The sequence below is a fragment of the Planctomycetota bacterium genome (assembly GCA_018242585.1).
Classification (GTDB): Bacteria; Planctomycetota; Planctomycetia; order Pirellulales; family PNKZ01; genus JAFEBQ01.
Genome location: JAFEBQ010000049.1, coordinates 45,619 through 68,788, shown reverse-complemented (window position 1 = coordinate 68,788; position 23,170 = coordinate 45,619). Strand labels below are relative to the sequence as shown.

General features: G+C 61.6%; 15 protein-coding genes. 12 read left to right on the top strand and 3 right to left on the bottom strand.

All coding sequences use genetic code 11. The annotated features are described in order from the left end of the window. Positions 1-903: 903 nt before the first annotated feature. The 11 genes from amt to JSS27_20785 all read left to right on the top strand — a co-directional run bounded on the left by amt (position 904) and on the right by JSS27_20785 (position 17,678). Complete coding sequence (gene amt, locus JSS27_20835) at positions 904-2,385, top strand: ammonium transporter (protein ID MBS0211396.1); 1,482 nt, start codon at positions 904-906, stop codon at positions 2,383-2,385. 421 nt (positions 2,386-2,806) lie between these two features. Further along, positions 2,807-5,056, top strand: coding sequence for an APC family permease (locus JSS27_20830; protein MBS0211395.1), 2,250 nt, complete (start codon positions 2,807-2,809; stop codon positions 5,054-5,056). A gap of 255 nt (positions 5,057-5,311) precedes the next feature. Further along, positions 5,312-8,761, top strand: coding sequence for a hypothetical protein (locus tag JSS27_20825; GenBank protein ID MBS0211394.1), 3,450 nt, complete (start codon positions 5,312-5,314; stop codon positions 8,759-8,761). 114 nt (positions 8,762-8,875) lie between these two features. Beyond that, complete coding sequence (locus tag JSS27_20820; GenBank protein ID MBS0211393.1) at positions 8,876-9,322, top strand: hypothetical protein; 447 nt, start codon at positions 8,876-8,878, stop codon at positions 9,320-9,322. A 154-nt stretch (positions 9,323-9,476) separates the two neighbouring features. Further along, entirely contained in the window at positions 9,477-10,040 is a 564-nt protein-coding gene (locus tag JSS27_20815) for a hypothetical protein (GenBank protein ID MBS0211392.1), read from the top strand. Positions 10,041-10,044: 4 nt separating this feature from the next. After that, entirely contained in the window at positions 10,045-12,069 is a 2,025-nt protein-coding gene (locus tag JSS27_20810; protein MBS0211391.1) for an efflux RND transporter periplasmic adaptor subunit, read from the top strand. Positions 12,070-12,072: 3 nt separating this feature from the next. Next, positions 12,073-15,375, top strand: coding sequence for an efflux RND transporter permease subunit (locus tag JSS27_20805; protein MBS0211390.1), 3,303 nt, complete (start codon positions 12,073-12,075; stop codon positions 15,373-15,375). 111 nt (positions 15,376-15,486) lie between these two features. Continuing rightward, positions 15,487-15,708: a hypothetical protein gene (locus JSS27_20800; protein ID MBS0211389.1), complete on the top strand. Its 222-nt coding sequence runs from the start codon at positions 15,487-15,489 to the stop codon at positions 15,706-15,708. 309 nt (positions 15,709-16,017) lie between these two features. After that, the gene (locus JSS27_20795) at positions 16,018-16,665 is read left to right on the top strand and encodes a hypothetical protein (protein MBS0211388.1); all 648 of its coding nucleotides are present in this window, start codon (positions 16,018-16,020) and stop codon (positions 16,663-16,665) included. Positions 16,666-16,699: 34 nt separating this feature from the next. After that, entirely contained in the window at positions 16,700-16,993 is a 294-nt protein-coding gene (locus JSS27_20790) for a hypothetical protein (GenBank protein ID MBS0211387.1), read from the top strand. Between the two features lie 160 nt (positions 16,994-17,153). Further along, a complete protein-coding gene (locus tag JSS27_20785) occupies positions 17,154-17,678 on the top strand; it encodes a peroxiredoxin (GenBank protein MBS0211386.1) in 525 nt (174 codons plus the stop codon). Between the two features lie 188 nt (positions 17,679-17,866). Here JSS27_20785 and ligA read toward each other — a convergent pair whose 3' ends face one another. The 3 genes from ligA to JSS27_20770 form a co-directional block, all read right to left on the bottom strand. Next, positions 17,867-19,873: an NAD-dependent DNA ligase LigA gene (gene ligA, locus JSS27_20780; GenBank protein ID MBS0211385.1), complete on the bottom strand. Its 2,007-nt coding sequence runs from the start codon at positions 19,871-19,873 to the stop codon at positions 17,867-17,869. 169 nt (positions 19,874-20,042) lie between these two features. Further along, positions 20,043-20,306 (bottom strand): hypothetical protein, encoded by a 264-nt coding sequence (locus tag JSS27_20775; GenBank protein MBS0211384.1) that lies wholly within the window; start codon positions 20,304-20,306, stop codon positions 20,043-20,045. Positions 20,307-20,558: 252 nt separating this feature from the next. Next, entirely contained in the window at positions 20,559-21,902 is a 1,344-nt protein-coding gene (locus tag JSS27_20770) for a hypothetical protein (GenBank protein ID MBS0211383.1), read from the bottom strand. Positions 21,903-22,155: 253 nt separating this feature from the next. Between JSS27_20770 and JSS27_20765 the strand changes: the two genes are divergently transcribed. Continuing rightward, positions 22,156-23,160, top strand: coding sequence for a hypothetical protein (locus tag JSS27_20765; GenBank protein MBS0211382.1), 1,005 nt, complete (start codon positions 22,156-22,158; stop codon positions 23,158-23,160). Positions 23,161-23,170: the final 10 nt, after the last annotated feature.

The window sequence follows — 23,170 nt, the reverse complement described above, 5'->3', positions numbered from 1 at the left end:
TCGCAAACTGTTGATGCCACAAATCTTAACGTCTGCCAATCAACGCCAATACCTCTCAAATCCCGCTGAATTGCTCGGTCCCGTGTCGGTTAGTGGCAATGCACATCAATGTGCGAACCAGCACGCGGCACGCCAGTTGCTATCGCTTGGACCGGCCAATCGAACTTGAACTAATTTGCCATTGGCTGAGGTTCGGTCGGCAACTCGTCGCGCGGCCACCAGCCGAGGCGTCGGGTTCAACGTCAGGCGGGTTCTGCTTCATCGACGACACCGCAGGCGGCGCTCATGGGCGCGGTCGCTTATCGCTTGACGATATGCCGACGGCGTTTGGCGCTCTTGGTATGTCGTTTTCCTGACCATTCGAGGGATTGGTCTTGATGCGCTCCCGCTCTGTGTTGGCTTACCAGCTTATTACGAAGCCAGGGAGTGTTTATCGGATCAGCGAATTGCCGTTGTGGTGGGGCCAGCGAGTGGCAGCCGCGACTGGCAAAGTGATCGACCAACAGCTTGGCCGCTCGACCTCGAATTGAACACCAGACAATCGACGCTGCGATATTCGCGGCGTTGACCTGAGCGATTCTGGCTTCCGCCTGGCCAGAAGAGGCCCCAACGGTTTGAGCAGGTTCGCCTGCTCAAACCGGGGTCCTCTGGCCCGCCCCAGAATGTGAATCGAACGGTTGTTGTCGGCGAGCATGGAGGTGCGGCGACACGTGTCCGGTCTGGTCCAGCGGTCAGCTTCGTGGCAACGCGGAACGGAAAATGTCGAGCCCGAGCAGCAATTCACTGTGACTAAAGATTTACCGTGCCCGAGATGATTTACGGAGTTTTCCGATGTCGCGAGCGTCGGATGGCTGATACCTGTTCACCTTTTATCGTTTACGTTACCCCGGGAGTATTGCAGAGATGATACGACGCATCCTTCTACCCATCGTCGCGCTCGCCGTCGCGGCAAGCTTCCTGGCAGCGACATGCTGCCTGGCTCAGGAGCCTGCGGTTACGACGCCCGTGGCCGCCCCCTCTCCTCCGACTCCAAACTACTCGGTCGCCGTGGACACCATCTGGGTCATGATCGGCGGCATGTTGGTGTTCTTCATGAACCTGGGCTTCGGCTGCGTCGAAGCCGGCATGTGCCGTGCCAAGAACTGCGTGAACATTCTCTCGAAGAACTTCATCGTATTCGCTGTTTCGACGGTGGCGTTCTGGATGCTCGGTTGGGGCATCATGTTTGGCAACAACGCGGATAGCCCCTGGTTCGGCAAGGAAGGCCTCTGGTTCGTCAGCGACTTCGCTTACAGCGAAACGGTGGATAACAGCCCGGCCACGGGAGCCGACTACAAGGGCTACTACGGCGCGATCAATTGGACGGGCGTGCCGCTGGCCGCCAAGTTTTTCTTCCAATTGGTATTTGCCGGGACCGCCGCGACCATCGTCTCGGGTGCCGTGGCTGAACGCATCAAGTACTTGTCGTTCATTGTCTTTACCTTCTTCATGGGTATCGTCATCTACCCCGTGGTTGGCCACTGGATATGGGGCGGCGGGTTCCTGGCGCAAAAGGGTTTTGCGGACTTCGCCGGCTCGACTCAGGTACACTCGATCGGCGGTTGGGCCGCCTTGGTGGGCATCCTGTTCCTTGGCCCGCGCATTGGCAAATACGGCCCCGATGGCCGAGTCAATGCCATCCCCGGGCACAGTATGATGGCCGCCTTCATCGGCTGCTTCGTGCTCTGGTTCGGCTGGTTCGGGTTCAACCCGGGCAGCACGATGGGCATTGCCCTCGACCAGGTCGCTCCGGCCGAAGTGGCCATCGTCACCAATCTGGCCGCCGCGGTCGCGGCTTGCACCGCGACGGCTACCGCCTGGATCATGTTGGGCAAGCCCGATATCGGCATGACGCTGAACGGCTGCTTGGCAGGGCTGGTCGCGATCACGGCTCCGTGTGCCTTCGTTGACGCCTACGCCGCAGCGGTCATCGGCGCGATCGCCGGTGTGCTCGTCGTGGTGGCGGTCATGACATTTGACCGATTCAAGATCGACGATCCGGTTGGCGCCACGTCGGTTCACTTGGTGAACGGCGTGTTTGGCACGATCTGCATCGGCCTGTTCGCCCACCCCGCTCGCACCGCTCGCTACGTTCCGTTCTCGCCCGAAGTGGCGATGACTCCGGGGCTGTTTTACGGCGGCGGCACGACCATGCTGGTACGCCAGTTGATCGGGGTTGGCCTGACTGCCGCTTACGTGCTTGTCGCGTCAACCGTGGTCTGGGCGGTAATCAAGTACACGATTGGTTTGCGTGTCTCCGAACAAGAAGAGCTCGAAGGGCTCGACTTCGGCGAACATGGCAACGAGTCGTACCACGGCTTTGTCATGGCCCGGTCGGAAGGTTAATTGTCATCGCCCGGTGCGATGGATCGCATCGTGGTTCATGTTCTTACGAGCGAAGGCCGGTACCCAACAATCGGTGCCGGCCTTCGCTGTTTTTATACGACCTGCTATCGACTGTAACATTCGGCTAACAAATATGTTGCGCTCTGCCAGATCGCTAGGCCCATTGCTCTTGGCGCGCCGCCGCGACTAGAATGCCGCGCAGCGAGACCGGCCGTCGGTTCTGGCTTGAGTGGCCCTCGCTCGCGGGCAGAAATCATTTACCGCCGCGCGACCAAACCACGGGTTCAACATCTTCAGCGGCGTTGCCATGCCGCGTTTCAAGGAATCGAGTACAGGTAAGTTCGACTCGCCAGCCGAGTCATCAATCGTCAGACGCGCCAAGCGTTCGACGATCATCGCCCCTGAGCTTGCCTGACCACGTATGAGTTCCACTCCTTCGCCGTCTTCGAGTTCCGAAGAGTCCAGCGCTTCCTCGTCCGCCGCCGCCACGAACGGCGCACCCACGCCCCAGCCGCACGCGCCGGCCGGCGACCCCGGGCCAACTGCCGCGGAACAGAAAAGCGACGAGTCCTCGTTGCCACTGGACGATCTGGCCACGACCATTGGCGCTGACACCACGGTCAGCGAGCTCGACGGCCCGACCCTGCCGACGCGGATCAAGACCCTGTTGATCGGCAAGCCGCGAGATCTGAAAGACACGTCGCTGTTTCACCACGTGACGTTGATCGCGTTTTTGGCCTGGGTGGGGCTGGGGGCCGACGGGCTTAGCTCGTCATGTTACGGTCCCCAGGAAATCTTCCTGTACCTCCGCGACCGGCCACACCTGGCGGTGTTTTTGTCACTGTTGACGATCATCACGGTCATCGTCATTTCGAATTGTTACAGTCACATCATCGAGGAGTTCCCCAGCGGCGGCGGTGGCTACCTGGTCGCGTCGAAACTTCTGGGGCGGCGCGTGGGCGTGGTCTCGGGCTGCGCGCTGCTGGTCGACTATGTGTTGACCATCACCGTGTCAATCGCGGCCGCTGGCGATGCGCTGTTCGGCTTGGTCGATCCCCGCTTACACACGTTGAAGCTACCAGCCGAGTTGGTGGCAATATTGCTGCTGATCGTGCTGAATCTGCGCGGCATCAAGGAATCGGTAAAAGTCCTGCTGCCGATCTTCTTGACGTTCCTGGTCTGTCACATCGTGTTGATCCTCGGCTCGATCGGCCTGCACCTGGGCGAAACCGGGGCCAAGGTGGCCGAAATCGGCGGCGAGATCAGCAAGGATCTCAATGACGCGAACTTCGGCTTGTGGGGCATGATCGCCTTGATCCTGCGAGCCTATTCGATGGGCGCTGGCACCTACACCGGCATCGAAGCGGTCAGCAATAGCATGCCCGTCATGCGCGAGCCCCGCGTCGCCACGGCCAAGCGCACGATGCTGTACATGGGCTTGTCGCTGGCGTTGACGGCGGGTGGTTTGATTATCGCCTATATGTTGCTCGACATCCGCTTCGTCGAAGGCGACATCAAGACCATGAACACCAAGCTGGCCGAGGTGTTCGTTCGGAACATCGGTCTGGCCGATCACAAAATGGGTCTGATCTTCATTGCCGTGACGGTCATCTCGGAAGGGGCGTTGTTGTTTGCCGCGGCCCAGGCGGGCTTTATCGACGGCCCGCGCGTGTTGGCCAACATGGCCCACGACTCGTGGATGCCCCACTGGTTCGCCAACTTGTCGGAACGGTTGGCCACGCACAACGGCATTTTGCTGATGGGCTGCTCGGCCGTCGCGGCGTTGGTGCTGACCCACGGCGAAACCACGCTGCTGGTGGTGATGTACTCGATCAACGTGTTTCTGACCTTCTCGCTGTCCATGCTAGGAATGTTGCGCCATTGGTGGCGGCTGCGCGGTAGGAATCCGCTCGCCAACCGGCGATTGGCCGTGTTCGGTCTGGGCGCGGCCATGTGCTTGTGCATTCTCGGCTTGGTGGTCTACGAGAAGTGCATCCATCCGTTTGTGCATCCCGAGCCAGGCGTGAATCCTTGGACGCAAAGCACCTCGTACGGCGGGCTGGTGACGATCGCCGTGACCAGCGCGCTGGTGCTGATCTGCTTTATGATTCACCGCCACTATCGCGGCGTCGTCGCTCGGCTCAAGCGATTGGACGACACGCTTAGCGGCTTGCCGTCTTATGGCAACCCGGAACTGGCGCCCCCTGACCATTCCCAGCCGGCGGCGGCGATCCTGGTTGGCGGTTACGGCGGCCTGGGCGTGCATACCATGCTGAACGCCATCCGCTTTGCCCCGGGACACTTCAAGAGCGTGATCTTCCTGTCGTCGGCCGTGGTCGACTCGGGCAATTTCAAGGGGGCCGACGCGGTCGACGCGCTGCAACACCACTGTGAAGAAGCGCTGGGCAAATACGTCGATCTGGCGAACCGCTTGGGAATGCCCTCGACGTCGTACCTGTCGATTGGCACCGACGCGGTCGAAGAACTGGAGCGGATGTGCCTGGAAATTCACCGTCAGTTTCCCAAGGCGATCTTCTTCGCAGGGCAGCTCATTTTCCAGCGCGATACGTTCGTCCAGCGGCTGCTCCACAACCAGACCGCCCAGTCGCTGCAACGCCGGCTGCAATGGTCGGGCCTGCCGATGGTCATTCTGCCGACGCGCGTCCGCTAAAGCCGGCACGATCGCTACCGCCCATCCGATGGGGGCGATTGCCGCGACGCAATCTGCACACAGTGACCAGCTTAACGACCCGAATCGCTGAAAATGCCGCAAGGCGCGCACGGCTGGCGTGTCCCAACGTCAAGCCAGACTTATAATTAGCCGAGCTGGTGGGTCGAAGTTTTGCGCTGTATTTCACGGCGAATCGCGGTGGCTAGTTTCTGAAACCCCACCGATCAAACGAAACGGAATCGCAGATCGAGACTCATGGAAACGGCTGGTGTCTGGCAAATCTCGCTCGCGGATTTGGAGGTCGCGGTTCGCACCGCTGATCCGGCCGCGCTGTTGGTTCCCGGCCGCATTCTGCGCCGCGTGATCAAGCAAGACCGCCAGATTCCCGGCGTCGGTCTGCGCGTGCCCCATCGCAAGACGTACCTCGTGGCCCGCGACCGCCTGCTGTCGATGGCTTATCCCGACGAGTTGGGGCTGAACGCGACCAGCGAGCTGCCCGAGCAGGTCATCCTGCTCGCGCGCCCCGAGGCCGAGAAGCTCAACGCCATGACGCGAGGTCGCGCGCTGGTCAAATACTGGCGGCTGCTGATGCACGCCCGGGTACACATGGCGCTCGAGGCGCGTCGCGCCGAGGGGCAACTAACGCCAGCCGATGTCTGGCAGCGCTTCGAGCAACTGGGCGACACGGTCGTTGCTGAGATTCGCGACGTGCTCGAACACGACGAATGGCTGCTGCCGCCGGCCGATGACGAAACGCTGTACCTGGAATTTGCCGCGGTGTTCTTTGAACTGCGGTTTTTCGCTCCGCGCTTGTTGCCCGACTATTTTCCGTCGATCGCTGACTTTGATGCGGTGGCCTCGCTACTGGGGCGCGATGTTGACGCCGCAGCATTGTTCGAGCGCACTCGACTACACGGCGCGCCCCATCCGGAAGAGTTCTTTGTCGTCGACGACGAAGAGCCGCATGCCGCACAGCACGATGAACACCTGACCGTGCCGCCGCGCAAACAGTCCGAACGGGCTTACTGTCGGCTGATGGAACACGCGGATCGGGCCCGCGCGCGCGGCAACCTGGTCCGCTCGGCCATGCAGCGCACGCAAGCCGCCGGTGTGATTGGTCCCAAGGCCGCCAAGGCCGCGCGACGCGAAGGTCGGGCCGATTTGGACCAGTTGGCGCGCCGCCTGCAAGTGGCGCTCGACATGTCCGAGGATGACTACGAGCGCTGGGCGACAAGTCTGATCGAATTACTCCCTCACGCGGCCGAAGGGCTCCGTTCTCCCGAAGCCCGCATCCTGAATGACGTGCAGAAAGTCTGCGTCGACCACGAGCGCGGCGTCTACACGATCGACCTGGTCGAGTGGGTCACATCGCGTGGCAAACAGCCGCTCAGGCGGCCGCTGCCGTGCCTGCGCGAAGTGTCGATCGCCAAGCATTTGCATGCCGCAGCCGCGAAGTTGGGCGCCGCCCGCTTGTCGGTCGATGCGCGGCACCGACTCTCGCATCTGTTCGAGGCGACCCAAGCCGCGGCCGAAACCAAGTTGCGTGGCACGCTGCGACCGCGGATCGAAAAAGCTTTCAATGTCGTCGAGTTGCGCCCCGGCAATGTGCCCGAAACCGTCGCCCGGCAGAAGCTGATCGAGGAACTGCTCGATCGGATCGCCGATCACGGCTATCTGACCTTGGGCGACTTGCGCGACGCCATCTCGCGAAACAATCTGAAGATTCGCGATCTGTCCGACTGGCGCGAGGCGTGGGGGAATGATCAGTTGTTGCAGCTCGATCGGCGTCTAGCCGATTCACTCGACGGCGTTTATCGTCGCGGCGAACTGTATCGCCGCATTCCTCAAGGGCTGAGTGCCCTGGCCTTTGGCACGCCGCGCGGACGTCACTTCACTCGCTACGTGATGGTGCCTTTTGGCGGGGCGTTTTTGGTGCTCGAATTCTTGCACCATCTGGTGCATAAAATCTTCGGTGAGCGGGGCGCCCAAGAGGCGATCCCGGTATCGGCGCTGTCCGCGCGGCTAGGTGATATCGCCAGCCTCTCCGTGCAGATTTTGATCCTGGGATCGTTCTTTCTGGGCCTGCTTTACAGTGATCGATTCCGCCAGCGCGTGGTCGACATCTGTCAAACGTCATGGCAGTTGCTCCGACTGTTGACGGTCACCTGGCCGCGGCGGCTGCTCGATTTGCCGGCCGTACGAGCGGTGCTTGCCAGTCCGATCTTTCAATGGTGCCGACGTCTGGCCCTCAAGCCGTTGTTATTCACCTTGGCTTTGCTGGCGGTGCGGTGGCTGTTCGTGCGCACCGAGGCTTCGTGGACGACTCGCGTGGTGGCTTTTGTCGGCTTCAACCTGTTGCTCAACTCGCGAATCGGTCGCAATGTCGACGAAATGGTGACCGACTGGGCGGTGCGCGGGTGGCACCAGTTGCGAATGCGCGTCCTGGCCGCGGCGTTTCAGTTCGTGGTCGACATCTTCGGCCAACTTTTATCGGCCCTGGAACAAGTGCTGTACGCCGTCGATGAATGGTTGCGTTTCCGACGCGGCGAGCCGCGCGCGGCCATGCTGTTCAAGGCGGTATTTGGCACCCTGTGGGGATTCGTGACGTTCTTCATTCGGTTTTGCGTGACGTTGCTGATTGAACCGCAGGTCAACCCGATCAAACATTTCCCGGTCGTCACCGTCTCGCACAAGATCATGCTGCCGTTCATCCCCACCTTGGCCGGCATGCTCGAGCAACATTTCGGCATCGGCACCCAGGAAGCGGCCTGGTATGCCAGCCTGATCATCTTGGGCATCCCGGGCATTTTCGGCTTCTTGGTTTGGGAGCTCAAAGAGAACTGGCGGATCTTTGCCGCCAATCGCTCGCCACAACTCGATCCGGTGATGATCGGCTCGCACGGCGAGACGATGAGCCGGCTATTGCGCCCCGGCTTTCACTCGGGCACGTTGTTCCGTTTGTACAACCGGCTGCGCCGCGTCGATCGCAAAGCCTACATCGTGGGGAACTGGGCGCCGCCGCGCAAGTTGCACGACCGACTGCACCACGTCGCCCTCGAAGTGCGGCACTTTGCCGAGCGCGAGTTCGTGGCCCTCCTTGACCAGACCGAGCTTTGGACGCGCGGCGATTGGCGCGTCGGGCCGATTTGCATCGGTCTGCGGCACGTTGACGTGCCGATCGAGCGGCGCGACATGGGCGATCCTGATGCCGTGGCCAATGAGCCCTTGTGGCTGCGGTTTGAAGATCGCGCTGGCTGGCTATTGGCGACCATTCGCGCGCCAGCCTGGGTGGCGAATCTTTCCACGACACAGGCGCAAACATTGGCCACGGCTTTGGCTGGCATGCTAAAGCTGGCGGGCGTGCAGGTATTGCGCAACGTGATCGATGATGTTTGCCGTGAGCAGCCAGGTCGCTTTGCCGTCGATGAGAACGGCCTGACCTTGCTTGGCCGAGAAGGTGATCGCGCCTGGTACGACGTGAACCAGGCCAATGGGCAGCCTTGTCCGCCCACGGTGGCGTCGGATGGCGCTCGCTGGGGCTCGCTCGATTGGCGGCGACTCCGCTGTGGCGAAATCGCGATCAGTTGGAATGGCTGGGTCGACGCCTGGCAGCGCGTACGCGAGGAGCCAATCGCGCCCCCCCTGGACGAGCCAACCAGCTTGCTTGGCTGCTCGGCGGAAGTGTCGCCCGCAGCCAAGTTCTAAGGGGCCTACGGTGCGTTTGGGGCGGTCAAAATCTGCGTTCTCAGCGGTGCAAACCCACCGCTGGCAACGATAACTTCGCTTGTCCCGTTTTTTGGCGCGTGATACGATTAAGATATGTTCACTCGCGGCCAACAACGTGCGACCGGGCTGGTGCTTTGCATCACGATGGCGGCGCTGCTAGGCTTGGGCCCGGCGGTTCGGCATGCCCACGGCATCGAGTCGGGCGTTGCCCATCAGCACCAGGCCTGCTGCGAGATCAAACTGCTGCCCGCGTCGACCCACTGGCACGTCGACTGGTTTGGCTTTGAGCTGACCTTGGCCGACGAAGGGCAGCGATCCGCCCCGGAAGAGGCGGAGATTCTCCAGGCGAGCGACCTGATCGCCACGCGGCATCAACCGGCGGCGGTCGAGTCGTCGAAGCTTGCGACGGTCATGGCTCCTGACCTTTCGTCGTTCGCCGCAGATTCTAGCGTGGCTACCGACGACGCATTCATATGCCGCAAATTCGAAGCGGCATCGTCTCTGGTGCTGACTCAGCACGTAGTTGCCTTGCGCAACTAATCACGACGGCGCGCATTCTTGTCGCGCTTTTCTGGCCAATTGATACGAGAAGTAGCCTCGTCCGGGGCCAAGATTCTCGCATTCGCTTCCCGTTTCATGGTTTTCATCCGTTGGCTTTTGGCAAAGTGATGCGTCTCCCATGAGCTGTGTTCGATTGGCGATCTTCATTCTCCTGCCGACGTACTTACTAGTCGGCGTTGCTTCGCTGACCGGTTGTCACCGCGCGGCTGACGCTCACCTCGGCCACGAAGGTCATGACCACCACGATCACGACCACCACAATCATTCCGAGCATGGCAAAGAGGGCCACGACGATCATGATCACGCCGAGGAAGCATTCGACGAGTCAAAGGTCATCACTCCCGCCGAGTACGTTGGCGCCGTACAGGCTATCACGCAAGGTTGCCAGGCGATCCTCACCGCGATCTCCGAAAAACAGATCGAGACCGCCCACGTCGAGATCGACAAGTCAGATCTTCACCTGCGCCGCCTGATGCCGATCGCTCGCGACAGCGGAGTGCCGCGCCGCCACTGGGAAGCGATCAACCTGGCCGCGAAACAATTGCGGCTGGAATTGAACGAAATCCACGAAGCACTCGACCACGAGCAGGATCCCAAACTGGCCGAACATCAACCGGCCATCACCGCTGCTCTCCAAGAGTTGCAAAAGCACGCCGTGCCGGCAACGCCCGCTTCCCCTTCAACGCCCAAGCCGTGATTCCATGTACCGCTACTTATCCAATATCGCTTATCTGCTAGCGGCGTTCCTTGTCGCCGGCACGCTTGTCGCGCCGGTCTTGGCCCACGAAGGTCACGACGATCTTCCTAGCAAAGGGGTCGTGATCGACGGCGATACGTTGCGGCTTTCGGAAGCCGCGCTGAAGTCGATCCGCTTGAAGTTTGAACGGGTCGTGCTCCGCGACCTGGAACGAACGGTCAGCGCCAATGCCGCCATCGAGTCCCCTTGGTACCAGCAGACGATTCTGACCACGCTGGTCTCGGGCAAGGTCGAGCACGTGTCGGTTCGGCCGGGCGAACGCGTCGAAGTGGGACAAGAGCTAGCCCGCATCGAAAGCCTGGAGCTGGAAACGCTGCAATTGCAGATGCTGCGGGCGCGCAACGAAATCACCCTGGCTCGGCACATGCTCGAACAGCGCGAGCGCTTGAGCCAGCAAGGGAACATCGCCGAGCGGCGACTGCTCGAATCGCGCGCCGCGTTGCAAGAACGCTATGCCGAATTCGCCATTGCCCGGCGCAAGCTTCGCGCACTGGGGCTAAGCGACGCCACGCTGCAACAAGTGCTCGATACCAAGAAACCGGTTCGTACGCTACCCATCGTCGCCCCGCGGCGCGGCTACCTGGCCGAGGCCAACGTCCGAGCGGGTCAGTTCGTCGAACCGGCCGATTCGCTCTACCACATTGTCGACTTATCTGAGGTGTGGGTCCATGCCGGCATTCTGGAAACGGACAGTCAGGGTATCGCATTGGGGCAGCCGTTGCGGATGACGGTGGCTGCGATCGAAGGTGAAACCTTTACTGGCGACGTACATCACGTCGACCTGCGCGTCGACACCGAAGAACACACCCTGCCAGTGACGGGCATCGTGCGCGATCCCCGACAGCGGATCAAACCCGGTATGTTCGGTCGCATTACCGTGGTGGTCGACGAACGCCCCGCAGCGGTCGCCTGCCCCATCGGGGCCATTCTCAACTCGAATGATGGTCCCTACGTGATGGTCCTTGATCTGCCTGGCACTTTGCTACGGCGGAAAGTCCAGCTTGGCTTGCGCCAGGACAATGACGTCGAAGTGCTCGACGGTTTGTTCCCCGGCGATGAAGTCGCGACCACGGGAAACATTTTCTTGGCGGCCCTGTTCGAGAAGGAAGCGGCGCAGCATGCCGCACCCGCGACGGCGGAAAAGACGCCAACGCCCGCGCCCCCAGCGCCCGTCAAGTCGGCCTCCATTGTCGTACAAGGAATGGTCGAACTGCCGACATTCCGCAAGTTGTTCGCCTCGTCCCCCATCGCCGGCCGCGTAGCCGAGATCCTGGTCGAGCATGGTCAGCCGGTGAAAAAGGGAGACATCCTCGGTCGGGTGCAAAGCCTGGAGTTGCGGACGCTGGAACTCGACCTGCTGTTGGCCCGAGTGCGGCTTAAGCTCGCCAAGCAATCGCTCGACCGTTATCAGCAACTCGATCTGAACGGTTCGATCGCCGAGAAAGATCTCTGGCAGTCGCAGACCGACTACAACACCCTGCGCAACACAGTCGCCAGCTTGGAACACAAATTGGCCCTGGTTGGGCTGTCGGCCGACGACATCGCCGGCATGGAGCAAGTTGATCTGTCGAGTGAAGACGCCAAGCATGAGATCACCGGCATCATGCCGGTTCGCGCGCCGGCCGACGGCTGGATTGTCGACTTCACGCTGGTGCCTGGCCAGATGATTCACCCCAATGTGTCGTTGTTCGAGATTCACGACCTGGCCCGCGTCGAGGTGCAGGGTTTTGTCTACGAGAACGACGCGCCGCACCTTCGCGCCGGGCAAAATGTCACGGTCACCATTGCCGCCGACCCCAGCTACGTCGGCCACGGCCGCGTCTTGCGCACGGCGCCGGTGGTCTCGACCATTGAGCGCGTACTGACCGTCTGGACCGAATTGGACAATCCCCAGCGGCAGTTGAAGGACGGCATGCTCGCCCGGCTGTCGATTGAACTTTCGCCGCCGCCCCCTACCGCACCGCGATAAGCCATGTTGAACCATGTCATTGCGTTTTCGTTGAAGAACCGGCCGCTGGTCCTGGTGGCGGCCGTGGTGCTGATGATGTTTGGCGGCTACCAAGCCGTGCAATTGCCGATCGACGTATTCCCCGATTTGAATCGCCCCACGGTCACCATCTTGACCGAAGCGCCGGGGCTGGCCCCCGAGGAAGTCGAAACGCTGGTCACCTATCCGATCGAATCGGTGATGAACGGCGCAACCAATGTGCGGCGCGTTCGCTCGGCGTCGGGTGTGGGGCTGTCGGTCGTGTGGGTCGAGTTCGATTGGGAAACCAACATCTTCACCGATCGGCAAATCGTCAGCGAAAAGCTGCAAACGGTTCGCTCGCGCTTGCCGCGCGAGAGCACCACGATCATGACACCCATCAGCAGCATCATGGGCGAAATCATGCTGGTCGGCGTGCAAGCCACCGGCGAGACCACGCCCATCGACCTGCGCACGCTGGCCGACTGGACGATCCGGCCGCGGTTGCTCTCGCTGGGCTTGGCCCAGGTGATCGTGATGGGGGGCGAGCAGAAGCAATATCAGGTGCTGACGTCGCCGGAGCGGCTGGCCGAGTACAACGTCACGCTCGACGAACTGACCCGGGCCATCGAGAAATCAAACATCGTCACCGGCGGCGGGTTCCTAATGGGGCGCTCGCAAGAGGCGCTGATCCGCATTGTGGGGCGCGCCGCCACTCTGGAAAGCTTGGAAAACACGGTCGTTCGCCACGGGCACCCGGCCCCGATCACGGTGCGGCAGGTGGCTGAGGTTCGCTTTGGTGGGCCGGTCAAGCGTGGCGACGGGGGGGTGAATGGCAAGCCCTCGGTGATCCTCTCGATTCACAAGCAACCTGGCGCCGACACGCTTAAGCTGGACCAGGCGATCCGTGACACGCTGGCCGAGATTCAGCAGACCCTGCCGTCCGACGTGAAGATCGACACCGAAGTCTTTCGCCAGGCGAACTTCATTCGCACGGCCATCGGCAACGTCGAAGAAGCGGTTCGCGACGGCGCGCTGTGGGTGATTGTGGTCTTATTCTTGTTCTTGTGGAACTTCCGAACCAGCATCATCACGCTAACCGCCATTCCGCTGTCGGTGCTGATTACCGCCCTGCTGTTCCACTATTTTGGCGTGTCGATCAACACAATGACCCTCGGCGGGCTGGCGGTGGCGATCGGCGAGTTGGTCGACGACTCGATCGTCGATGTCGAGAACATTTACCGTCGCTTGAAAGAGAACCGGCACAAGTCGAAACCCGACAACCCACTGAAAGTCATCTTTCTAGCCTCGGCCGAAATTCGTAACAGCGTGGTCTATGCCACGTTGATCGTGGTCTGCGTCGTGTGTCCGTTGTTCGCGCTCGGCGGACTCGAAGGACGGATGTTCGCGCCGCTGGGGTTGTCGTACCTGGTCACGTTGTTAATGTCGCTGGTGGTGTCGCTGACCGTGACGCCGGTGTTGACCAGCTACTTGTTGCCCCAGGCCAAGATGCTGGAACATGCCCACGATCCGGTCCTGATTCGCTGGATGAAATGGGTCGACGAGAAACTGCTCCACTGGACGTTGCGGCACGCCTACTGGGTGCTGGGAGTGACGTCGGTGATGGTCGCCATCTCGGTCGGTTGCCTGACGCAGATGGGTGGCGACTTCATGCCGCCGTTCCAGGAAGGTTCGCTGACCATCGGCGCCACCGCCCCCACGGCGATCAATCTGGCCGAGGCGAATCGCCTGGGCGCGTTGATCGAAAACACGCTGCTCGATGTGCAGGGCGTGGTCAGCGTCTCGCGCCGCACCGGGCGCGCCGAGCTCGATGAACACGCCGAGAACGTCAACTATTCCGAACTCGACGTGGTGCTCGTTCCGTTCGAGACACCACGACCGGGGTTCTTATATGCGGCATTGCGCGCCGTACCGGGTTTGCATCGCTGGGGCGTGGATCATTTCGACCGTTCGCGTGATGAAGTCATGGCGGAGATACGGGATCGGCTTTCTGAATTCCCCGGCGTGTCATTCAACATCGGCCAGCCCATTTCGCACCGGCTCGATCACATCATGTCGGGCATCCGCTCGCAGATTGCCGTGAAGGTCTTCGGACCTAACCTGGACGTGCTGCGTGCCCAGGTCGTCCGAGTTGAACGGCTGATGAAAGACGTGCCGGGCGTGGTTGACTTGCAGGTCGAGCCCCAAGTCGAAGTTCCGCAGTTGCGCGTGACGGTCAAGCGCGAAGAAGCGGCTCGCTATGGCCTGGCCCCGGCCGACGTGGCCCAGGCGCTCGAAACCTCGCTGCAAGGCCGCACGATTTCCCAGGTGCTCGAAGGGCACCGGACGTTCGACCTGGTGCTATGGTTCACGGAAAAGGCCCGCAACGACATCGACACGATACGTTCGACGCTGATTAGCACCCCAACCGGCGCCCGCGTGTCGCTCGACAGCGTGGCCGAGGTGGTGAACACGACCGGTCCCAACACGATCAATCGCGAAAGCGCCTCGCGCAGGATCGTGGTCCAAGCCAACGTCTCGGGGCGCGACCTGGTCGGCGTGGTCGACGATATTCAGCGCGCGGTCAGCAAAGAGATCATCCCCACGCTGCCGCCGGGCTATTACATTCGCTACGACGGCCAATTCGAGGCCCAGCAAGAAGCCGACGTCCGCTTGAAAGTCCTCGGCACGCTCGCCCTGGGCGTTGTGATGCTGCTGCTCTATAAGTGCCTGGGAACCTGGCAGGCCGCGCTGCAGGTGATGGTGAACATTCCCTTGGCGGCCATTGGCTCGGTAATTGCCTTGCTGCTGACCCATTGGCCTTCGGCCGCAGCCTTGGCAGCCGCGGCGTGGTGGGAGTGGCCGTTGGTCTGGGTGCGTGGCTGTAGCTTGTCAATCGCCCACTGGGTCGGGTTCATCACCCTGGCCGGCATTGTCTCGCGCAACGGGATCATGATGATCTCGCATTACATCCATCTGATGCAGCACGAAGGGGAAAAGTTCGACGAGAAGATGATCATTCGCGGCAGCCTCGAACGACTGGCCCCGGTCTGGATGACGGCCCTCGCGACTGGCATCGGGCTGATTCCGCTGGTTCTCGGCGCTGGTCAGACGGGCAAGGAGATTCTCCACCCGCTGGCCGTGGTGGTGGTCGGCGGGTTGATCAGTTCGACGCTGTTGGACCAGATCGTCACGCCGGCCCTGTTCTGGAAGTTCGGCCAGAAGATCTACGAGCACCCGCCGGCCGAGGACGCCGCTCACAAGGCGCTCGAGACAGACCTGCACCAGTTGGCGGCCCAGTTCGAATAATCGGCCTGCGGCGGTGGCCGAGATGGCAACCGCTTGCGGAGCGCGCCGTGCCCGGCTAGGCTTCTGCGACCGAGATGATTTCAACCTGCTGAACTTTGGGGAGATTTATCGATGGCCAAGAAAGCCGCCGCCAAGCCCGCCGCCGCTCAAGCTGAAAGCTCGTTCGTGGACCTGATGCTCGTCGCCGCCGAGTTCGTGCAGCGCTGCGGCGGTCTGGAACACGCCAAGAAGGCCCTGAACGACGCCAGCGAATTCATCCGCCACGCCGGCAGCGCCGACCAGGCCAATAAGGCGCTGGAAGTCCTTGAGAGCCTGAAGGCGAAGATCGGCTAGACGGCTGCCGCGAACTGACGCCGGCTGTCTCCCAAAGCTCGAATGACGAAGTCCGAATGACGAATGGGGGCGCTGCCGCGCTCGGATCGTTCTCGTCGGTCGCCCGTCAATCACTTGAATAGGACGGCTTGTCGTGTGTTGGCGGCCAGAATGGGCGAGGCAAGTCATCCGCTGCAAGTTGAATTGCCGTCAACCTTTCGGCCACGCGGGCAATTGTCGCCCCACAAACGATTGCCTCTGGCAGGCGATCTGCCCAAAATGATGGGCAGACGCTCCCTATTGAATGCACCCTGGACGGAGTTTCATGCCATGATTACTCGCTTGGCCCTTGCCGTCGCCGTGGTCTTATCGTTGTCGCCGTTGGCCGTCGTCGAAGCCGCCTGTGATTGCGGCCAGCCGGCCGTGACGTATTCGCCCATCACGACCTACGCGCCGGTCGTTTCGTACTCGCCCGTCACGACAACCACGCCCGTGATCAGCTATTCGCCGGTCACCACCACTGCGCCGGTCGTCGCTTATTCACCGGTCACCACGACAACTCCCGTCGTCACCTACTCGCCCGTTTCGTCGAGCGCTCCGGTGGTGACCTACTCGCCGGTTACGACCAGCACTCCGGTAGTCACCTACTCCCCCGTGACCGAATCGACGCCGGTCGTGACTTACTCGCCCGTATCGACCAGCGCTCCCGTGGTCACGTACTCCCCAGTAACATCGACGACACCGGTGGTGACCTATTCGCCCGTCACGACGACCCCGGTGGTCACTTATTCGCCGATCGCAACTACAACCCGTGTCGTCACTTACTCGCCAGTGACAACCACCGTGCCAGTGGTTACGTATAGTCCTGTGACGACCTACACGCCGGTGACGACGTATTACGCGCCGGCCTACTACGTCGGTCCACGGTATATCCCTGGCGAGCCGGTGCGGAACTTCTTCCGCGCGATCGTGCAGTAAGCTGGGGGAACATCAACCACCTCGGCCCCCTGTTATGTTGTCTTCGACAAAACGATTCCTGCGAATGGGGGCCGGCGTCGTCTTCGTCGTGCTTGGCGTCATTGGGTTGATCGTCCCGATCATGCCCGGCTGGGCGTTTTTGATTCCCGGGTTGATGCTGCTGGGCATCGATCCGCGGCGAGTCAAGCACGGCGTCGACCGGATCATCGCCGGCAACGGCTGGCTCCGCCGCATTGCCGCCAAGCTCGGGTATCATCCCGCCAACCACGAGCACCCCGACCACTCGCCGCCGCTAACGATCAGCGAACGTCCGCAGTCATCGGCCTAAGCAGTGAAAATTGCACGTTGTCGGTCCCCCGCTTGATTCTCGCGGCAAATGCGGCCAAGCTAGGGGCGCTTACCCTGGCGTTGCCCCAGGCCCGCCGGCCCGAGTGACTGCGCCCCCACCTCACCGTTTCTCTCCCCCCTCGCTGAAAAAGGACTCTCCCATGCGTTCATGCGTCGTTGTCGCCACGTTGGCCGCCCTTAGCCTTGCCGCCACCGGCTTTGCCGCCGAGTTGAAGGTCGGCGATCCTTCCCCCGAGTTTTCGATGCAAGGTTCGGACGGCAAGCTGCACAAGTTGTCGGACTACCGCGGCAAGCAGGCCGTCGTGATTGCCTGGTATCCCAAGGCGTTCACCGGCGGTTGCACCAAGGAGTGCAAGTCAATGCGCGAGTTCGGCAATGATTTGCGCAAGTTCAAGGTCGCCTACTTCACCGCCAGCTGCGACACACCCGAAATGAACAAGGACTTTGCCAAGTCGTTGGAACTCGATTATCCGATCCTCAGCGACCCGACCAAGGCCAACGCCGAGGCGTTCGGCGTGTTGGGCAAGGGCGGCAACGCGGCCCGGGTGACGTTCTACATCGACAAGGACGGCAAGATTGCCGCCATCGACAAGGGCGTAAAGACGGAAACTCACGGCAAGGACATCGCCGCCAAGCTGGCCGAGTTGGGAACGTCGACGAACTAGGCGAGCGCGAGACGGAATAGCTTCTTACACCTCTCCCTCCCAGGGAGAGGTCGCGGAGCGAAGCGCAGCGGGTGAGGGTCGAGGCGTTGCAGGCCAGTAACGTCTCGACCCTCCCCCCTGCCCCTCCCTGAAAGGGAGGGGTGTTTGTTTTCTCATGGCGCGCTATTTAATCTAAATGCGCGCCTTAGTTATTTCGCGTTCACGAACTGGTCGATGAATTGCTGCTCGGTCAGCACCGTCACGCCGAGCTTTTGAGCCTTTTCGAGTTTGCTTCCCGCCTCGGCGCCGGCCACCACGAAGTCGGTCTTTTTCGACACGCTCGACGCCGCTCGGCCTCCAAACTCGGCAATCAGCGCCTCGATCTCCTGACGCGAATACTTTTCCAGCGTGCCAGTTACGACCAGGGTCTTGCCTGCCAGCGGCTGCGGCCCCTGCTGGGCCGGGCGATCGGCGGTCATCTTGACACCGGCGGCTTGCAGGGCGGCAATCTCGTCACGGCCAAAGTCGCTGTGCAAGAACTCATGGACGCTGCCGGCGATCACCGGTCCCACGTCCGGAACATTGCTCAACGTCTCGATGTCGGCCTTCTGCAAGGCGTCGATCGAGCCAAAGTGCTGGGCCAAGACCGTGGCCACGCGAGCGCCGACGTGACGAATGGCCAGGGCATTGAGCAGCCGGGCAAGCCCGCGCGATTTGCTCTCTTCGATCCCCGCCAACAGCCCCTCGGACGACTTTTGCCCCATCCGTTCGAGGCCCATCAGTTGCTCAAGCTTCAACTGGTACAAGTCTTCGTAGCTGGTAACCAGTTTGCTGGCCACCAATTGATCGACCAACTTGTCCCCCAGCCCCTCGATGTCCATGGCGTTGCGCGAGGCATAGTACCTAAGCCGTTCGCGCCACTGGGCCGGGCAGCTTCGGTTCGGGCAGCGGATATACACACCCCCTTCGTCCTTCACCAGCGGCGTTTCGCACTCGGGACAGCGCGTGGGAAATATGAATGGCTGCTCGTCGCCGGTGCGGAGATGCTTTTCCACGCGGACCACGTGGGGAATGATTTTGCCCGCCTTTTCGACCACCACCTGGTCGCCGACGCGGATGTCCTTACGCTCAAGCTCGTCGGCATTGTGCAGGCTGGCCCGGCTGACAATCGTGCCGGCCAGGCTGATCGGTTGCAACTCGGCCACCGGTGTCACGGCCCCCGTCTTGCCAACCTGGACGCGAATCTCGTTGAGCCGGGTCGTCCCCTCGTATTTCTCGAACTTGTAGGCCACGACCCAACGCGGGGCCTTACTGGTCGCCCCCAACCGATCGCGCTGTTCGAAACGATTGACCTTCAACACCAGGCCGTCGATTTCAAAGTCCAACTCGTGCAGCCGTTCGATCAGTTCTTCGCAGTGATCAATCGCCGCGTCGATCGACCGAAACGATTCAACCATCGGCGTCGGAGTGAGGCCATAACTGGCCACCTCGGCCAGGAATTCCATGTGGGTCGTCGCCTTCAACCCCTCGACAAACCCCACGCCGTGACAGAAGAACCGCATCCGCCGCTCGGCCGTTACCCGTGGATCGAGCATCCGGATGCTGCCCGCCACCAGGTTGCGCGTATTGGGATAAGCCGGCTTGTTCCGTTCGGCTTGCAACTGGTTCAAGCGCACCAGCTCGGAATTGGTCATGTAGACTTCGCCGCGCATTTCCAGCTCGCGCGGCGGCTTGCCCGACAGTCGCAGCGGCACGTCGATAACGGTCCGAATGTTGTGCGTGATGTCGTCGCCGACCTGGCCGTTGCCACGTGTGACGGCACGGACCAGCAAACCTTCTTCATAGATAATCGAAACCGCCACCCCGTCAATTTTCAGCTCGACGACCCATTCGATGTTCTCGTCGGGCAGGAGCTTCGCCACCCGCTGGCCGAATTTGCGCAGCTCGTCGACGTTGTAGGTGTTTTCGATCGAGAGCATCGGCACCCGATGGGGCACCTGTTCGAGCTCGGCCACCGGCTCGTCGCCGACACGTTGCGAGGGGCTGTCGGGCGTCACCAGCGCGGGATGCTGGGCCTCGAGCTCCTTGAGCCGATGCATCAGCTTGTCGTAGGCCGTGTCGCTGAGCTCGGGCTGGGCCTCGACGTAGTATTTGCGATCGTGATACCGGATTTCCTGGCGCAGTTTCTCGATTTCGTGCGAAGCGTCGCGCGTCATGGCTGGCAAAGTCGGTTCCGCGGGTCGGTACTCGGCCAAATCCGCCCAAATCGACTTGGGCCTGGCTGGCAAACCGTTGTATCACGCCGCCGGTGGGCAAAACAGCAGCCCGGCCTTGACGATTCTTGACGCGACTTGGCGCCAGAAACCGCGATTTCGCCGGCCGTGGCTAGGGCTGACGCCGTTGCCAAAAATTTTCCGTTCCAATGGCCAAAATCGTGGCCACGGCCAGGACCGCAAGCTCGATGCCGAGCAACAGGCCCCCGTGCTCGTTGAGAAATTGCCAGGCGCGCGAGGGCTCGGCCCCCACATCAACGCCCCGAATAGCGCGATACGTCAGCACGCCATAGGCGCACGCGGTCAACCCAAACGCCGCGCCCGAGAGGACCACCAAGGCGTAGAACGGATTCAGTCGGCGGCGTTCGCTGGACATGGCAAAAGACGCGGAAAATCGCGGGCGTAATTCGATGTTTTGCGCAGACACGATTACAGATCACGCGCTCTCTTTGTCCGCGCGTGCGCATGAAAAAACCTCGAGGGACGACTCCCAGCGCCGCCTTGATCTCCAACAAGGAGATCAAACAGCCGTCGTCCTCGAGGTCTTCATCGCCAGCCGAGCGGCAAGCCACTCAGCTAGCGTTTCTAAATCTAGTAAATCGATTTCAAAATGACAATACCTGCTTGGCTAACTGCGCGCACGATCCGTCGAAATCGTTGTGGCACCCATGCGTCTGGCAACCAGGGACGCGAAGTGCGATCCGCGCGCCTCGAAGTCGGTGAATTGATCGAAGCTCGTGCATGCCGGCGAGAACAAAATGGCGTCGCCTGACTTTGAATGGGCCCAGCACCAATCGAATGCCTCGTCCACGGTCGCGACTCGTTGATGCGGCGCGTTGGTTAGTAGCGATAACTGCTCGACGATCGTCTCGGCCGCTTCGCCATAGGCTACATATCCACGGCAATGCCGGTTAATCGCCGGAACAAGGGTGTCGAACGCCAGGCCTTTGTTGCGCCCACCCAGAATCAACCAGCCGGGCCAGTTCAAACCGTCCAGAGCTGCGACTGTCGCCGCCGGCGTGGTGCTTTTCGAGTCGTTAAACACCGCTCGCCCTTCGACGTCGGGCAACCGCTGCATCCGATGGGGCAAGCCCTCGAATTGGGCGAGCGCCGAGCGAGCCTTAGCGGGGTCGGCCCCCAAGCGCTCGGCTACCGCTCCGGCCAAAGCCGCGTTGCCACGCTGGAACCTGCCGGGTGTCCTCAGCTCTGGCACGTCGTCATCGGGCCAGGGGCTCAGATATTTGCCGCCTACTGCCTCACGCCACGCGGATAAAGCAGGATCGTCCAACGCAAACGACGCGAAACCATCGTCGGGTAGATGGTCTAGGAGTCGTCGCTTGGCGGCGTAATAGGCTCCGGTCGAGCGATGCCAATCGACGTGATTCGGGGCCAAGCTGGTGACGATCGCACCTTGCGGCCAGCGGGTCTGGTCGCCCAGCCAGGCCAGTTGAAAACTGCTTAGCTCCAGCACAACCAAGTCATCGGCCCCAATCGACGACAAGTCGCCAAGCAAGCTCCGTCCGATGTTCCCTCCCAGCCAAGCCCGGCGTCCGGCGTCCACCAGGGCCTGGTGCAGCATGGTACAGATCGAGCTCTTGCCGTTGGTGCCGGTCACACCCACGACGGTGGCCGGGCAGCGTTGGAGGAACAGCTCGATTTCCGATGTGATGGGAATGCCTCGTTTGCTGGCTTGGGCCAGCAAGGGCGTGTCGCGCGGCACGGCCGGATTGACGACAATTAGCTCCGTATCGTCGAGCAACGCTTCGTCATGCCCGCCCAAGGCATAACGCTCGACCGGCAACGCTCGCAGCCGGTCCAATGACTTTTCTAGCGTCGCGGCCGAGGCCAGATCGGTAATCGTCAGCCGCGCCCCCTGCCCCACCAGAAACTCTGCCGCAGCCAGCCCACCCCCGTGGGTTCCCAGCCCCCACAGCGTGACACGTCGTCCCGCAAGGTCCGTAATCTGGCTCACCGACGATTCCAATGCGCTACGAGTTTCGGTCAGTTTGTCGCGGCCCTGCCTGAATGCTGCCGCCGCTGATCGTAACCAAGTCCCCCTCACTCGCCAAACCAATCGCTAACAACGAATTATCCGGACAACAGGGCAAGTGAGCAGGTTGCGGTGGTCGAAAAGTTCGCTGGACACCTCGTTTGTCGGGATGAACAATTAAACGGTTGCGGTAGCCTGTATCGGCGTCGCCGCATCTACCAGGAGCTTCCGCGCCGTGGCCAAACTGCCATCGATCTTCGCTGTTTGGCTGCTGTTGAGTGGTGCGCTCGCGACGGGGGCCGAGCCGATGGCGCTCGATTGGGGCGTCATTCGCACCATCCCCCGCACCGAAGCCGAGATCATCGAGGCCCATCGGGCCGCCGAGGGGATGAGCTGCGAACAAGTAGCCTCGGGCGAGGCGTTGGAAATCAACGACTTCCGGCACAAGCCGGTCTATCGGCTGCAAATCGACCAGCAGGTCGTGCCGACCGAGTTCGACGCCTGTCGGCGGACGTTCATGAGCCTGGGAGCCAGCATGCTCCCACAAGATCAGGCCCGGCTGCCGTTCCTAAGCGGCAGCCGCATTCTGGACACGGTCAACGGCAACTATGTCAGCGTCCAGGTTCGAGTCCACCGGCACGGCCCAAACGGCGCGCCCCATCTGTACTACAAGACTTACGCCGCGGTGGCTCTGTATAGCAACGGCAACCGCGCCCAGGACTTCAACGACATGGTCCGCAACTCGGTGCGCGACGCCCGCAGCCTGGGGCTGTACGTCAAGCCGGGCGCCGAGGTCACGGCCGAGGCCCTGCGAACCCTGGTGATGGTCAATCGGAATCAGGTGGTGACCACGCCGATCGATGTTTCGCCGCCGCGCACGCGGCCGAACTACGAGATCGGTTTCTTGCGCGCGACGCCGACCGCCGACGGCGACTTGGCGATTCATACGTTTATCACCACCGAGCAACGCACGAACCTGAACTACATGGGCATTTACAAGACTCCCACGAACGTCGAAGAGTGCAGCATCAAGAGCTTTATCTGCTTCACCGACTTCGGCTTTGGCAACATCATGCCCACGGCCCGGGCGTCGCGCAGTTCGATCGTGCGGGCGACCCAGATTTGGCCAATGGCCGCGCTCGACGCCTACGCCAAGCAACGCTGGTCGGGTAGCGCGTTCGATCACCTGAACGAAACGCTCGACGCAATCATTGCCGGCGAGGTTCCGGCCGCCAAATAAGTTCCCCGAT